This is a genomic window from Sorangium aterium (genome assembly GCF_028368935.1).
Taxonomy (GTDB): domain Bacteria; phylum Myxococcota_A; class Polyangia; order Polyangiales; family Polyangiaceae; genus Sorangium; species Sorangium atrum.
Map to the genome: position 1 here is coordinate 1,694,622 of NZ_JAQNDK010000003.1, position 14,858 is coordinate 1,709,479.

Annotated in this window: 13 protein-coding genes; 4 read left to right on the plus strand and 9 right to left on the minus strand. The window is 73.4% G+C overall.

Annotated elements, in window-relative coordinates; genetic code table 11:
• The 3 genes from POL72_RS30655 to POL72_RS30665 all read right to left on the minus strand — a co-directional run bounded on the left by POL72_RS30655 (window position 1) and on the right by POL72_RS30665 (window position 3,983).
• Window positions 1-1,191 carry a glycoside hydrolase family protein gene (locus POL72_RS30655; protein ID WP_272099744.1) on the minus strand — a complete coding sequence of 397 codons (1,191 nt, stop codon included), beginning with the start codon at window positions 1,189-1,191 and terminating at the stop codon, window positions 1-3.
• A gap of 99 nt (window positions 1,192-1,290) precedes the next feature.
• Complete coding sequence (locus POL72_RS30660) at window positions 1,291-2,661, minus strand: OmpP1/FadL family transporter (protein ID WP_272099746.1); 1,371 nt, start codon at window positions 2,659-2,661, stop codon at window positions 1,291-1,293.
• Window positions 2,661-3,983, minus strand: a complete 1,323-nt coding sequence (locus POL72_RS30665) for an OmpP1/FadL family transporter (RefSeq protein WP_272099748.1) — start codon at window positions 3,981-3,983, stop codon at window positions 2,661-2,663. The genes POL72_RS30660 and POL72_RS30665 overlap by 1 nt, the downstream gene beginning before the upstream one ends.
• A gap of 51 nt (window positions 3,984-4,034) precedes the next feature.
• Between POL72_RS30665 and POL72_RS30670 the strand changes: the two genes are divergently transcribed.
• From POL72_RS30670 to tatC, 3 genes are read left to right on the plus strand one after another with little or no spacing between them, the layout of a single operon-like run.
• A complete protein-coding gene (locus POL72_RS30670) occupies window positions 4,035-5,276 on the plus strand; it encodes a radical SAM protein (RefSeq protein WP_272099750.1) in 1,242 nt (413 codons plus the stop codon).
• A gap of 44 nt (window positions 5,277-5,320) precedes the next feature.
• Window positions 5,321-6,049 (plus strand): Sec-independent protein translocase protein TatB, encoded by a 729-nt coding sequence (tatB, locus tag POL72_RS30675; RefSeq protein ID WP_272099752.1) that lies wholly within the window; start codon window positions 5,321-5,323, stop codon window positions 6,047-6,049.
• The gene (tatC, locus tag POL72_RS30680; RefSeq protein ID WP_272099754.1) at window positions 6,046-6,936 is read left to right on the plus strand and encodes a twin-arginine translocase subunit TatC; all 891 of its coding nucleotides are present in this window, start codon (window positions 6,046-6,048) and stop codon (window positions 6,934-6,936) included. Before tatB ends, tatC begins: the two co-directional genes overlap by 4 nt.
• Window positions 6,937-7,107: 171 nt before the next feature.
• Here the strand turns inward: tatC and POL72_RS30685 are convergent, their stop codons facing one another.
• The 5 genes from POL72_RS30685 to POL72_RS30705 all read right to left on the minus strand — a co-directional run bounded on the left by POL72_RS30685 (window position 7,108) and on the right by POL72_RS30705 (window position 10,707).
• On the minus strand, window positions 7,108-8,046 hold the full coding sequence (locus tag POL72_RS30685; RefSeq protein ID WP_272099756.1) for a prolipoprotein diacylglyceryl transferase: 939 nt from the start codon (window positions 8,044-8,046) through the stop codon (window positions 7,108-7,110).
• A gap of 2 nt (window positions 8,047-8,048) precedes the next feature.
• The gene (gene lspA / locus POL72_RS30690; protein ID WP_272099757.1) at window positions 8,049-8,807 is read right to left on the minus strand and encodes a signal peptidase II; all 759 of its coding nucleotides are present in this window, start codon (window positions 8,805-8,807) and stop codon (window positions 8,049-8,051) included.
• Between the two features lie 179 nt (window positions 8,808-8,986).
• On the minus strand, window positions 8,987-9,670 hold the full coding sequence (gene lspA, locus POL72_RS30695) for a signal peptidase II (protein WP_272099759.1): 684 nt from the start codon (window positions 9,668-9,670) through the stop codon (window positions 8,987-8,989).
• 183 nt (window positions 9,671-9,853) lie between these two features.
• On the minus strand, window positions 9,854-10,321 hold the full coding sequence (locus tag POL72_RS30700) for a DUF4398 domain-containing protein (protein WP_272099761.1): 468 nt from the start codon (window positions 10,319-10,321) through the stop codon (window positions 9,854-9,856).
• A 32-nt stretch (window positions 10,322-10,353) separates the two neighbouring features.
• A complete protein-coding gene (locus POL72_RS30705; protein ID WP_272099763.1) occupies window positions 10,354-10,707 on the minus strand; it encodes a DUF4398 domain-containing protein in 354 nt (117 codons plus the stop codon).
• A gap of 631 nt (window positions 10,708-11,338) precedes the next feature.
• Between POL72_RS30705 and POL72_RS30710 the strand changes: the two genes are divergently transcribed.
• On the plus strand, window positions 11,339-13,741 hold the full coding sequence (locus POL72_RS30710) for a DEAD/DEAH box helicase (RefSeq protein WP_272099765.1): 2,403 nt from the start codon (window positions 11,339-11,341) through the stop codon (window positions 13,739-13,741).
• A 29-nt stretch (window positions 13,742-13,770) separates the two neighbouring features.
• On the opposite strand, the gene POL72_RS30715 is transcribed toward POL72_RS30710, so the two are convergent.
• Complete coding sequence (locus POL72_RS30715) at window positions 13,771-14,736, minus strand: SDR family NAD(P)-dependent oxidoreductase (RefSeq protein ID WP_276597279.1); 966 nt, start codon at window positions 14,734-14,736, stop codon at window positions 13,771-13,773.
• Between the last annotated feature and the right edge of the window lie 122 nt (window positions 14,737-14,858).

Consider the following 14,858-nt stretch of genomic DNA (forward strand, 5'->3'; position numbering starts at 1 on the left):
TCACCGCGTCGGGGGCGGGAGCGCGGCGTCGGCGGGCGCGACGCCGGCGGCGACCACGGGGTAGCCCTGGCCTCGGCGCGTCCCGGCCGCCTGCGTGACGAACAGCAGCGAGAACCCGGGGTAGACCGCCACCGCGGGCGCACGCGGCGAGAGCGCGGACGACGCGCCGAACACCGGCGCGACGGCGCGCTCTAGCGGGCCGTCGTGGCCCAGGCGGGCGGCCAGGCCGATGGCCGAGCGCCCGGCGCTGTCCCTTCCGGCGTAGTAGACGCGAAGGAGCGGGCGACCCGTGGCGGAGACGGCGAGCGCCGGGGCGGGATCGGAGACGGCCGCGCTGTCGAAGGGCTCGCCCTCCGCCGCCGGCGCGCCGGCGCCTTCCGGGGCGCCGGCGCCGACGATGGACGCCGGCTCGAGCGCGGGACCGCCGCCGACGCGCTCCCAGGCGAGGCCGTCGTCGCTGCGCGCCTCGCCAAGGAACGAGGCGCCCGCCTCGCCGGCGACCTCGTAGAACATGCGCAGCGAGCCGTCGGGCAGGCGGACCACGCCGGGGCTCCTCGGGATCGCGCCGCGCTCCCAGCCGTCGCCGTCGGGCAGGCGGACCACGCCGGGGCTCCTCGGGATCGCGCCGCGCTCCCAGCCGTCGCCGTCAGCGGCCGGCGCGAGCACGGGCGCCGGCTCGCGCGTGAAGGCGAGCCCATCGGCGCTGCGCGCCAATCCGATGCCGCCCGCCGCCGCGTAGTAGAGCCAGATCTCGCCGCGCACGAGCACCGCCGAGGGGGCCGCCACCGTGCCGCCTTCCCAGGGCAGCTCCGGCGCGAGGACCGTCACCGACGATCGCTCGAACGAGCGGCCGTCCGCGGCATCGTAGCGGACGACGGCGTTCGGCGGAGCGAGGGGGTCTGGCGGGGCGTCCTCGGGGTGGAGGGTGGCCGCGAAGAAGCCGGCGGCGGCGAGCGTCGAGGGATCGTCGTCGAGATCGACGACGGACGCGTCGCGCACGAAGCGCTCGTCGTCCTCCATGACGTGCGGGGCCGTCCGCGCGTTGCCTAGCTCCTCCCCCGCGATCTCCCGGAACGGGCCGGCGTGGGCGTTCGGCAGGCTGCCCTCGCCGCCCTCCGACGGGAGCGTCGCGCAGGCGGCGAACAACCCTGCTGCGACGAGCGCGAGCGCCCGCAGAGACGATGGCTCCAACGCCAGACGTGGCCCAGTCCCTGGCGAACAGGCGGTGACACGACATGTGTGCCGACGTTCATCGATCTGCATGTGAAATGTCACTATGTGTGCGCCGCCTCAGAACGCCGCCGTCACCGTCGCCCCCAGGTTCAGCATCGTCCCGTCGGCCCGGTAATCCCCAACGAAATCCGCCGGGTTGTCCTTCTCGACCACCACCTCTGGCAGCACCGACAGCTGCCCGTGCAGGTCGATCCGGAGCGACCCTGGCAGCTCCTCCAGCGGCCGGTTCAGGACGACGCCCGCCCCCAGCGACATCGTGTGCCGGTCCGCGTCGACGTAGTTCGTCACGCCCTTCTGCGGCGGCACCGGGGACCTCTCGTAGACGTAGCCCGCGCGGAGCGGGATCTCGATCGCGCGGCGCTCGCCCTGCCCGGCCACCTTGCGCAGGCCCCCCGCCGCCGGGATGACGTACTCGACACCCAGCCTCGGCACGAACCGATCCCCGAACCGGAGCGGCGCGACGGCCGTGGGCCTCGGATCGTCGGGCAGGTCGATCGGCACCTCCGGCGGAGGCGCCGCCTCGAGGTGCGCCCGCGTCCTCGCCACCGGGCTCTCGTAGGCCGACCAGTTCACCCACGTCACGTCCAGGTTCACGCGGAGGCCGCGGATCCGCTGGAAGCTCGCCCCCACGACGACCTGCCGCGGCAGGAACGCGTCGACGGTGCGCGACTCGAGCTCGTACAGGAGCGGCACCTCGATGCCCGCGAAGTCCACGACCCCCTGCAAGCGCGCGTCGATCGCGAGGGGGAGCTTCGCCTCCCCGCGGTAGGCGATGCCCACGAAGCCGAGCTCTCCGGCGCGCACCCGGGCGCCGAGGTGCGGATAGCGGATCGACGTGAGATCCGCGTCCACCTCGTGCCGGAGCGCCGAGTCGTAGGGAGACAGCGCGTCCGCGCGGCCCGTCACCGCGAAGCGGCCCCGCGTCGAGGCGAGGAACGCGACGCCGCCGCCGAGCTCGAGGAACGGGAGCGGGCGGACCGCGACGCTCGCGGCGAGGAAGAGGATCGACAGCCGGTCGTCGTAGAGCTCCCAGCGCGGCGTCTCCTGGCGGATCGCCTCGATCCGCGACAGCCCGTCGTCCGGCAGGAACGTCGCCAGGCCGAGCGCGAACGGCACCCCGAGCACCTCGCCGGGCACGACCAGGCCGCCCGCGAGCCCGTGGACGTCGCGCACGCCGCTGTCGCGGCCGTTCGTGCGCAGGCGGTTCGACGCGTAGCCGTAGCCGATCGAGAGGCCGAGGCCCGTCGCGCCGCAGAGGCCCGCCGGGTTGTAGTAGCTCGCCGAGAAATCGGTCGCGTCCGCCACGAGCGCGCCGCCCATCGAGGCGCCGCGCGAGCCGAGGCCATACGCGTCGGGCGCATGCGCGCGCGCTCGCCCCGCGGCGGCGAGCGAGAGCAGCGCGGCAGCGGCGCAGGGGAGCCGGCGCATCAGAACGCCACCCCGAGCGTCGTCCCGCCCGCGACGAGCACGCCCCGCGTGCGCACGGGGCCGGCGCCGCGCTCCACGTCGCCCGCCGCTCCCTCCTCCCGCTTCCGGTGCGCGCGCCGCAGGAGCAGCTGGACCTGGCCGAACAGGTCCAGCGTCAGCCGCGGCAGCGGCGCCGAGAGCGCGAGCCCGTAGCCGAGCGAGAGCGCGACGCGCGCGTTGTCGTAGACGTTGGACGCGCCCGTCTGCTCCGGCGCGGGCGACGGCTCGAAGAACGCGCCGGCGCGCGCGTACGCCGTGGCGCCCCGCCCCAGCGCGAGGCTGCGCTCCACGCCGGCGCGCGGCACGACCGTGTCCGAGTACCCCGGGTCCTCGGGCACCGGCGCCGCGCACGAGCCGGCGAACGGCTCGCCCGTCTCGGGGTCGACCTCCGGGCAGCGAACCGTCGCCTCGAGCGCTCCTGGGTAGTCCGACCAGCGCTTGTACGTCGCGCCGATCGCCACCTTCCACGGCCCCTTCACGCGCGCCACCTCGAGCGCGATCTGCGCGGGATCGTACTGCGCGATCCCCGCGATGTGGAGCAGCGGCACGGCGATCCCCCCGAGATCCTCGGCGTGGATGACGACGTTGAACCGCCCGACGAGCGCGCCGCGGAACGCCGCCCCGACGCGGTAGGCGCCGACGTCGTAGCTCGCGCCGAGGATCGGCCCGTAGCTCGCGACGAGCGTGTCCTCGACGAGGGTGCCCACGCGGCCGGAGGCGTCGGTCGCCACCGTCACCGCGCCGGACAGCGCCGCCAGCGCGGCGAAGCCGGCGCCCACCCGGACGCCGCGCCCCACCCGCGCGCCGAGCGCCGCCTGCACCGCGACCGACTGGGTGCGATCCGCCAGCGGGAACTGCGGCGTCTCCGGGTAGAGGATCCGCCCGCGGACCACCACGTCGAACGGCGCGAAGAAGCCGAGGCCGATCGTCACGCGATCCGCGAGCGCGCCGCCGAACGGGATCGGCACCGTCGCGCCGATCACGCTGCCGCGCAGCGGCGCGTAGGACAGCCGCACGTCGCCGGCGCGGAGGTCGAAGATCGCGCCCGCGAGCCCCAGCGTGAGCCGGCGCTCGCGCGACAGCGACAGGAGCGCCGGGTTCGCGTGGACGGCCTCGTAGCCCTCCGCTGCCGCGGCGCCGGTCGCGCCCAGGGCGCTCGAGCGCGCGCCGAAGCCGAGCACGTCCTCCGGCGACGCCTGCGCCGCGGCGCCGTGTGCGAGGGCGAGCCCCGCCGCCAGGAGCGGCGCGAACCCGCGCCCCCTCCGGCGGATCCGGCGAAACATGCGCGCGCGACCGTAGACTGGGCCGCCCTGGCGCGCTAGTCGGTATCCGCCGTGGATCTCAGCCCTCGAAGCAGCCCGGACGAACGCCGCCCCCGCCTCGCGCTCCAGGCCGTGCTGCCGGAGGAGCTCGCCGGAGCGTGCGGCATCGACATCGCCGACGCGCGCCGCATCGTCTCCCTGGCGCACCGCCTCGGCGAGCTCCCCGCCCGCGCGCCCGCGACCGTCCGGCGCGCCGCGCTCGACGCGGCGCGGTCGGCGGGCGAGATCAGGACGCTCGCGCTCGTCGAGCGGCGCGCGAGCGCCGAGGATCCGTTCGTGAAGTACGCCTTCCGCCTCGAGGACGGGGCGACGGTCGAGTCGGTGCGCATCCCGCTCGAGCGGCCGGGCCGGTACTCGGCGTGCGTGAGCTCGCAGGTCGGCTGCGCGCTCGCGTGCGCCTTCTGCGCCACCGGGCGCATGGGCCTCACGCGCAACCTGGAGGCGTGGGAGATCGTCGAGCAGGTGCGGCTCATCCGCCGCGATCTCGACGCCACGATCGGAGGCGGCGCGCGCGTCCATGGAGTGCTGTTCCAGGGCATGGGCGAGCCGCTCGCGAACGCCGACCGGGTCATCCAGGCGATCCGGGTGCTCTCCGAGCCGAGCGCGCAGGCCATCGACATGCGCAACATCACCGTCTGTACGGCGGGGCTCCCGTCCGGCATCCGGCGGCTCGCGGCCGAGGTCCCCGCGGTCCGGCTCGGCCTGTCGCTCGGCTCGGTGCGCCCCGGCAAGCGGCGCCTGCTCATGCCGATCGACGGCGCGCACCCGCTCGACGAGGTCCTCGCGGCCGTGGGCGAGCACGCGCGCGCGAGCGGGCACGCGCCGATGTGGGCGTACACGCTCCTCGCGGACCAGAACGACACGGACGACGACGCCGCGTGCCTGGCCGCGCTCGCCCGCGGCTTCGCGGCGCAGCACGGCATCTCTCCCCGGCTCAGCCTCATCCCCTACAACGCGATAGGCGCGCCCGGCGATCCCCTGCCCTCGCCGGGCGGCGGCGATGAACGCGGCGCGTCGGCCGATCCGTTCGTGCGCTCGGCGCGGCTCGACGCGTTCCGCGCGGTCCTCTCCGCCGCCGGCGTCGGCTCGATCGTGCGCTACTCGGGCGGGGGCGACGTCGGCGCGGCGTGCGGGCAGCTCGCGCGGCCTCTGGCGGAGGCGCAGCGGCCGGGCGGCCGCCGGGCGCCGCCCCGCGCCGGGGCGACCGCGGGCGCGGCCGACGCCGGGCCAGGCGCGCCGCCCAGGCCAGCGTGAGCGTCGCTATGGATCCCCGCTCCCGCGCGCGCTAGCTTGCGCGCGTGTTCGGCTTCAGCTTCAGCGAGATCATGGTGCTCGCCATCGTGGGCATCATCGTGGTCGGTCCCCGGCGGCTGCCAGCGATGATGCGAACGGCGGGGAGCTGGATCGCCAGGCTCCGCCGCTTGAGCACGGAGCTCCGGACGCAGAGCGGCATCGACGATCTGATCCGCTCGGAGGGGCTGGAGCGTGAGCTCCGCGAGCTCCGCGCCCTCTCGCGGGTCAACGTGATCGAGACGCTGGTGAACCCCGTCGTCGGCGCCGTGACCGCCGGTACGGTCGCCTCGTCCACGCCGCGCGTGAGGCCGCCGGATCCCGAGCCGCCGCCGCCGCCCGACGTGAAGCCGCTCCGGGAGCGCGAGTACCCCGTCCTCGGCTGCGACGCCTACGGCGTGACGCTGGACGCGGCGCCGGACGGCGCGACCAGCCTGCCGGCCGCAGCAGAGAGCGCGACCCCCACGGAGACGGCGGACGCGGCGGACGCCACGGCCGGCGTGGCCGGCGCAGACACAACGGCTGGCGCGGCAGACGCCACGGCCGACGCGGGGTCAGCCGCGGTCGCTGTGACCGCGGCCGCAGACACCGCCGCGGTCACAGCGACCGCGGCCGCAGACACCGCCGCGGTCACAGCGACCGCGGCACCAGACAACGCCACGGTCACAGCGACCGCGGCCGCAGACACCGCCGCGGCGACGCAGGGCCTGGCGACCGGAAACGGAGCGACGTCATGAGCCAGGAGCAGGCGGCGGCGGTGAAGAGCGGCTCCCCGGAGGCGACGGGCGCGCCGAGCGAGGCCGCGGCGGAGCCCGACGAAGACAAGCCGATGTCGTTCTGGGAGCACCTCGACGAGCTGCGCAAGCGGCTCGTCCGGAGCATCCTTGTCTTCTTCGCGGCCTGCGTCGTGGGGTGGGAGGTGCGCGAGGAGCTCTTGCACTTCCTGACCGTCCCGTTCGTGCAGGCGTGGCGGGAGCAGAACCTGCCGGGCAACCCCTCGCTCCACTTCGGCGCGCCCGCGGCCGCCTTCGTCGCCTACTTCAAGCTGTCGATGATCGGCGGCGCGGCGATGGCCTCGCCGTTCATCTTCTACCAGCTGTGGGCGTTCGTCGCGCCCGGCCTCTACGCCCGCGAGAAGCGCTACGTCATCCCGTTCGTCCTGTTCTCGACGATCCTGTTCGTCGGCGGCGGCCTGTTCGGCTGGCGGGCGGCCTTCCCGATCTCGTTCGGTTACTTCCTCAGCCTGGCCGGCACGGTCGGCGGCGACGGGGTGACGATCACGCCGACCGTGATGATGGGCGACTACCTCGACTTCGTCGCCCAGCTCCTGCTCGGCTTCGGGATCATCTTCGAGATCCCGCTCATCGTGCTCTTCCTCTCCATCGCCGGCCTCGTCAACTACATCCAGCTCATCATGTTCGGCCGCTGGTTCGTGTTCGGCGCCTTCGTCGTGGCCGCCGTCCTGACGCCGCCGGACGTCACGAGCCAGCTCGTCATGGCCGTGCCGATGTGCCTGCTCTACGTGCTCTCGATCGGCCTCGCGTACATCTTCGGCAAGCCGCCGACCGACGCCCAGCGCGCGGCCTACAAGGCGCGCAAGGACAAGGAAGTCACCAAGGGCTGACGGGCGGCGCGGCGCAGCTCGGCACGCTGCGCCCTCTCGTCCGTGCGCCCTCCTCGGCGACCGGCGCAGCTCAAAACGCTGCGCCTTCTCGTCCGCGCGCCCTCCTCGGCGACGGCGCAGCTCAAAACGCTGCGCCCCCTCCTCCGCGCACCGTCCTCCGCCGCGCGGAGGTCAGGCGGCGGGCGCGGCCGCCGCGGGCGCTGCCTTCCGGGTCCGCGCCACGTGGATCGCGACCGCGGCGCCGGCCATCGCGAGCCCGATGAGCTGCGACGTCGACAGGCCGAGGAGGCCCCCGCGGTCGTCGGCGCGCGCGAACTCGAGCACGAAGCGCCCGAACGCGTAGAGGCCGAGGAACGTCGCGAAGACCTGCCCGTCGTACCGCTTCCGGCCGTGCACGTAGAGCAGGCAGATCGCCGCGATGGCGAACGACATCGCCGACTCGTAGATCTGCGTCGGGTGCACCGGGTGCGACGGCAGGCGCGGGCTCGTGAGCTCGAGCAGCTTGAACTGCGCCTCGCTCGCGGGGCTGTTCGGCGGGAACGAGAGCCCGAACGCCCCTTCGGTGCGCAGGCCGAAGCAGCAACCGGCGAGCAGGCAGCCCATCCGGCCGAACCCGAGGCCCAGCGGGACGGCGAAGCCCGCCATGTCCGCCGCCTTCCAGAACGGGAACCGATCGCGCTTGAGCAGCCAGTACGCCATCCCCGACGCGCCAAGGAAGCCGCCGTAGTACGTCAGGCCGCCCGCCCAGAACTTCGCCCACGCCAGGCAATCGCGCTCGATCGGGTGGCAGACCCCCTTCGCCGCGTCCCAGACGCCGTGGTACCGCGACGCGCAGAGCGCCTGCTCGACCTTCCAGTCGACGAGCGACGGGTCGGTGCACAGGTGCACGTAATCCCAGAAGTACCCGTCGGCGACGACGTGGAGGAGCCTGCCGCCGACGACGCCCGCGAGCAGGCAGGCGAGCCCCAGGTCGACGATCACGTCCGGATCCTGGCCAATCCGCCGCGCCCACAGCGCGCCGATGGCCGTCGCGAAGAGGAAGCCGGTCAGCAGCAGCAGGAAGTAGGCGGGGAACGCGACGTCGAGCAGGCGGAACAGCTCGGGCCGCATGGTCAGCCCGCGGACGCCTTCGCGCCGGACGCCTTGCCGGCGAGCTCGGGGCGGTGGGGGGAGAACATGTCGATCGCCATCAGCCCGACGCCCACGACGATCGCGATGTCGGCCACGTTGAACGTCGGCCACACGAACGTCGAGGTGAGCCGGACCTGGATGAAGTCGATGACGTACCCGTAACGGATGCGGTCGACGAGGTTCCCGAGCGCGCCGCCGAGCACGAGCGGCAGCCCCCACCTGAGCGCGGTCTGGGAGGGGTGGAGCTTGCGGTACAGCGAGACGATGAAGACGATCGCCGCGAGCGAGACCAGCAGGAAGAACGGGCGGCGGATCGCCTCGCTCTCGTCGCCCAGGATGCCCCACGCCCCGCCGTGGTTCTTCGCGAAGATCAGGTTCAGGTGATCCTTGATCACCTCGATCTTCCGGAACGAGAGCGGCCGCGGCGCGGCGGTGAGGTCCGTGAGCCCCTGCGGATCCAGCCGGTCCTTGGCCCACCACTTCGAGCCGAGATCGGCGGCGAGGGTGATGGCAGAGACGGCGATCAGGAACACGTACGAAGGCCGGTAGGTGGGCTTCGTCGGCGCGACAACGTCGTCGGCGTCCCCCTCCTGCGAGGAGGCGCGCCCGTCGTGGTCGCGTTCGCCGGCGGAGGCCAGCGGCTCGCCGGCCGGCGCGTTCACGGGGGCGGAGCGATGCGACTCCGCATGGGCACCTTCGTTCTCGGCGGGAGCGTCTCGCGGCGTCGCTTCTTCAGTCATGCGGAGCGCGTTCCTCTACGACAAACCGAGCGCTCCGGCAAAGGCTTCCCTCCGCGGGCGCCGCCGCGCGCGTCTTTCACGTCTTGCGCGTCGCAGGTGCCTTGCGTGACTTGCGCGACTTGCGTGACTTGCGCGCGCCGCGTGCCATCCGCTCCGGCCGAGCCGCCCGCTCGCGTCCTTCAGCTGGCCGGCGGCACGGGCGGAGGCGCTTCCGTCGATAGCGGAGGGGTGGGGTCGCCGCCTGCCAGGCCCTCCGAGGCGCCGCGAGTGTCTGGCGACGGCGCGTTCGCCCTGCGGGTCGCGACGATCATGTCCTTGGACATCAGGAGGACCCCCGCGACGATCGCGATGTCCGCCACGTTGAACGTCGGCCAGTGAAACTCCCGACCGCCGCGGATCACGTACACGTCGATGAAGTCGATGACCCAGCCATAGCGGATCCGGTCGACCAGGTTGCCCATCGCGCCGCCGAGCGCCAGCGCGAGCCCCCACTTCATCCCGGTCTGGTCCCTGTGGACGCGCCGGTAGATCGAGAAGATGAAGACCATCGCCGCGGCGGAGACGAACAGGAAGAACGGCCGCCGCAGGCCGTCCGGGAGGCCGCGCAGGAAGCTCCAGGCGCCGCCGGGGTTCTGCGCGAAGATGAAATCGAGGTGGTCCGGGATGATCGTGAGGACCTTCGCGCCCGACCGCTTCGGGTCGAACCCGGTGAGGCGCGCGTGCGCCCACCCCTTCGTCACCAGGTCGGCGGCGCACGAGACGAGCGCCACGACGGCCAAGAAGCGGAGCGAGGCGCGCTCCTCGCTGGGGAGGTCGTCGGGAAGGTGCGCGGCGGGCGACGCTTGCGGTGCGTCCGAGGACATCGTCTTCGCTTCTACGCGATGGCGTGGCACGGAGCAAACAGCCTCGAGCAGAGCGATGCCCGGCGGCGGTTGCCTCCGTGCTTCCATGCTTCCGCGCTTCCACGCTTCCGTTCGTCCGTCTCGCGCCTTCCGGTTCCGTCTTCCGTTCTCGCCCGCGCCTCCTCGGCCGATCGCCGCGCCGGTTCACCTCCGGTTCAGGATCACCAGCGGACGCTCCGGGGCGCGCGATCGCGCCGGCGCCTTTTCCCGTCCGGGAGGAGCGGCCGGAGCGGCCGGGTCGACCGCCGGCGCCCCCCTCCTTCGCAGCGCGAGGTGCACCTCGCCGTACGCCTGGAGGGCCGCGCCGCGCTGCCGCTCCGTGGCCGCCGTGCGCCCCAGCGACTCGGCCAGCTGCGCCCGGCGCCCCGCGAGGTACGCGAGATCCCTCGCCTCGGCGAGCTCGCTCCCCCCGGCGAACGCGCGCTCCGCGCGCTCCATCGCCTCGGTGGCGCCCCGCAGGTCCGCGGGCGCGAGCTCTGCCGCCGCGCTCATCCGGGCGCGCTCGTAGCTCTTCCTCGCCTCGATGAGCTCCTTCGGCGGGAGCGGGGCGCTCGCGCACCCCAGGAGACCGCCGACGAGCAGAATGGCCACCGTCCCGTGATTGGTTCGCATGATTCCGCGCCTCCTCTCCGTGTCCGTGAGCCCTAGCGGAGCTGTCGCTGGATGGATCCGACCTCCTCGAGCGCCTCGTGCGTGCGGGCCTGAGCCTGCGCCTCGCGCAGGAGGGCGAGCGCGAGCTCCGCGTCCGCCTGCGCGCGCAGGAGCATGCGCTGCGCCCGCTCGGGCACGCCGTCGGCCGACAGCGTCGTCGCCCGCTGCACCTGCTCCCGGGCGAGGCGGAGGTGGGCTTCCGCCCGCGGGTCCTCGTCGGCTCCGACCTCCTCGGCGGCTCGAATCATCGCCTCCGACGCGCCGAGCCGCTCGCCGAAGCTCGGAGCGTACGCGGCGCACCCCGCCGCCGACGCGCCGAAGAGCGTCAAGAACACTGCGTTTTTCATGTGCGACACCTCGTTGCCAGCCCCGGACGAGGGGTCGTCCGGAGAAGGCGGGTGAAAGAGCGGATGGGATCATCGACTCCGGATCTCCGTCGTCGATCGGCTCTTCCTCAGGCAACCAGCACACCAGCGCCGACGGCCTCGGGGCGGCGCCTGACCCCGCCCGCGAGAGGCGCCGCCCTGCGTCCGTCGGTGCAGGAGGAATCACGACGGCACTGAGACATCGCCTCACGCGCCGTATCCGGGCTTCCCATCCGTTGCGCGCAAACGAGCCATTCGCCGGAGCCCCGGCGTATGTCGCGCGCCGCGGCTGAACCACACGAGAGCCCCAGACACCGGATCTCGTTCGAGGACGGGAGAGGCCCGCTCTCCGCTGTACGCCCGCCTGCCGCGGCGGCCCGCCGCGACCGCGTTCCGCGCCGGTCTGCTACGCCCGCCTGCCGCGCCGATCCGCCGCGTCAGCGCTTCGCCCGCGCGCCGCCCTCCCCTCGCCTGCGCGCCGCCCTCCCCTCGCCCGCGCGCCGCCTGCCGAGATCCCGGCCGCGCAGACCAGCGCAGCGCCACGCCGGTCGACGTGTGCGTCGCGCCCGATCCGGTTGAGTGACACGGCGCATCTGTTTAGTATACCTGCGTCATGCCGTCGCCCCCCTGGAAGATCGAGACCGGCGTCGAGACCGTCATCTCGTCGTGGCTTGCCTCCGGCTACGTCCGCCCTTGTTTCACCGCGGATCGCGAGCTTCCGCCGGCCGACGCGCGCACCTCACCGATGCCCGACGCGCTCTCGCCGGCGCTCCGCGGCGCCCTGGAGCGGCGCGGCATCTCCCGGCTCTACGACCACCAGGCGCGGGCCTTCGCGGCGGCCCGCGCGAAGCCCGCAGGCCCGCGCGCCGCGGCGGAGCCGGCGCAGGCGGGGCGGCACGTGGTCGTCGCGACGCCCACCGCCAGCGGCAAGAGCCTCTGCTTCCATCTCCCGGTGCTCGACGCGCTCGCCGAGGGCGCCGCGTCGGGCCAGGGCGGCAGCGCGATCTACCTGTACCCCACCAAGGCGCTCGCCCGGGACCAGGAGGCCGGCCTGCACGCGCTCATCCGCGAGGCGGGGCTCACGATCCCGGCGATCGTGTACGACGGGGACACGCCGGGCGACGCCCGGCGGGCGGCGCGCGAGCGCAGCCCGATCGTCATGACCAACCCCGACATGCTCCACGCGGGGATCCTGCCGCACCACGCGCACTGGGCGCGGACGTTCCAGCGCCTGCGCTACGTCGTGCTGGACGAGCTCCACACCTACCGCGGCGTGTTCGGGTCGCACGTCGCCCACGTCCTCGCCCGGCTGCGCCGGGTCGCCGCGTTCCACGGATCGAGCCCGACCTTCCTCTGCGCGACGGCGACGATCGGCAACCCGCGGGCGCACGCCGCGCGCCTGCTGGGCATCGCCGAGGACGAGCTCGAGCTCATCGACGAGTCCGGCGCCCCGCGGGGGCCGCGGCGCTTCTTCCTGTACAACCCGCCCGTGGTGAACGCGGAGCTCGGGGTGCGCGCCAGCACCCTGAAGAGCGCGGTGCGCCTCGCCGGGGATCTCGCCCGCGCCCGCGTGCCCACGCTGGTGTTCGGCCAGTCGCGCAACTCGGTCGAGATCATGCTGAAGTACCTGCGCGAGGGCGTCGGCAAGGAGATCGGGGCGGAGGACGCGATCATGGCGTACCGCGGCGGCTACCTCCCGGAGACGCGCCGGCGGGTCGAGCGGGGGCTGCGCGAGGGCGAGATCCTGTGCGTCGTGGCCACGAACGCCCTCGAGCTCGGCATCGACATCGGCGAGCTCGACGCGGTGATCTGCGCCGGCTACCCCGGCTCGGTCGCCGAGACGTGGCAGCGCTTCGGCCGGGCGGGCCGGCGCGGCAAGACGAGCATCGCGGTCCTGTGCGCCACCAGCGCGGCGCTCGATCAGTACCTCGCGAGGAACCCGGGGTACCTGCTGGAGCGCGGGGCCGAGTCGGCCCGGATCGATCCGCAGAACACCGAGATCCTCGTGCAGCACCTCAAGTGCGCGGCGTTCGAGCTGCCGTTCCTCAAGGGGGAGCCGTACGCGGCGATGCAGCCGGACGACACCGTGGCGGCGCTCCGCTTCCTGCAGGACAACGGGGTCGTGCACGAGTCGAACGATCGCTTCCACTGGGCGACCGACGCTTATCCGGCGAACCACGTGAGCCTGCGCTCGGTGGGCTGGGACAACTTCGTCATCATCGACAAGGCCCTTGGCAAGACGCTCGCGGAGCTCGACTGGCGCGCGGCGCCGACGATGCTCCACGAACAGGCCATCTACCAGCACGACGGCGAGCAGTACCAGGTCGAGCGGCTCGATTACGAGAACCACAAGGCCTTCGTGACGAAGGTCGTCCCCGACTATTTCACGACCGCGCTCACCCACCGGAAGGTGAGCATCCTCGACGAGAGCGCGGCCGCCCCGCTCGGCCGGGCGACCGCCTCCTTCGGCGAGGTGAGCATCGTGGAGAAGGTGGTCGGGTACAAGAAGATCAAGTTCTACACGCACGAGAACACGGGATATGGCGATGTGCGGTTGCCCGACATCCAGATGCACACCACCTCGTTCTGGCTCACCGTGCCCGAGCCGCTCTGCGAGGAGCTCGGCCTCGGCCGCGCGACCGCTATCGACGGCCTGCGCGGGATCGCGCGGGCGCTGGAGACGGTCGCGACGCTCTCGCTCATGTGCGATCCGCGCGACATCGGCCAGACCCTCGAGGACGGGAGCGAGGCGCGGGAGGCCCCGGCCGGCGGAGAGGCGGCCGGGGTCTTCGATCCGACGCTGTTCCTGTTCGACAACATGCCAGGCGGCGTCGGGCTCTCCGAGCGCATCTACGAGCAGCGCGACGAGCTCCTCGCGCGCACGCGGCAGCTCATCGCCGGGTGCGGCTGCGACGAGGCCGGCTGCCCGCTCTGCGTCGGCGCCACGGAGACCATCGACGCGAAGCGCAAGCGCGCGGCGCTCGGGCTCCTCGCGATCTTGCTTCACCAGGCGTGAGCCCGGCGGCGGTCGCCCCGACGCGCGCGTTAACTCCGTTTCACAGCGAAGCCGGCGAACGCCTGCATGACGGGCATCAGCTCCAGCCGGTTCACGTTGACGTGCTCCGGGAGCGTCGCGCACCAGACGACGGCCTCGGCCACGTCCTCGGCCGAGAGCGGCTTCACTCCCTGGTACACGGCGGCGGCCTTGTCCCGATCGCCCTTGAAGCGCACCACCGAGAACTCCGTCTCGGCGAGCCCGGGCTCGATGTCGGTGACGCGAACCCGGCTGCCGAGGAGATCCGCGCGCAGGTTCAGCGAGAACTGCGCCACGAACGCCTTGCACGCGCCATAGACGTTGCTCCCGGGATACGGCGTCTCGGCCGCCACCGAGCCGATGTTGATGACGTGCCCCCGGTCGCGCGCCACCATGCCGGGCAGGAGCGCCCGCGTGCAGTGGAGCAACCCCTTGATGTTGGTGTCGACCATCTGCTCCCAGTCGTCGGGATCCGCCGTGTGCGCCGGCGAGAGGCCGATGGCGCCGCCCGCGTTGTTGACGAGCACCGACACCTCCGACAGCTCCGCCGGGAGCTCCGCGATCGCCCGGTCCACCGCCGCCCGATCGCGCACATCCAGCCGGACGAGGTGGACCGCCGCGGCCCGCGGCCGCGCGCCGTCGCGGGATTCGCGTGACGCGCCCGCCCCACCCATGAGCTCGGCGGCGAGCGCCTCCAGGCGCTCGTAGCGGCGCGCCGCGAGGACGAGGCGGGCGCCCAGGCCGGCGAAGCGACGGGCGATCGCGGCGCCAAATCCAGCAGAAGCGCCCGTGATGAAGACAACCGGCGCGGGATCGTTCGTGGCAGCGTGCATCATGTCCTGAGCGGACTTGTACCAGACCCACGCAGATCCAGCGACATCCACCTGGCTCCGCGCCCCCGAGCCCCTGCCGCGCTCGCGATGGGCGCTCGTCGTGGACGTGTCGCCGCCGCCCGCGCTGGCGATCGTGACAGCCATGTTTCGGCACAAAGGGGAACACCGCGAGTCGATTTGTGCAATCGACCGCAGCATCTCTGGAGATCGAGCGCTGTCGCCCCTTTACCCCGCCCCTCGGTGCAATCTAGAGTCGGGGCACCGTG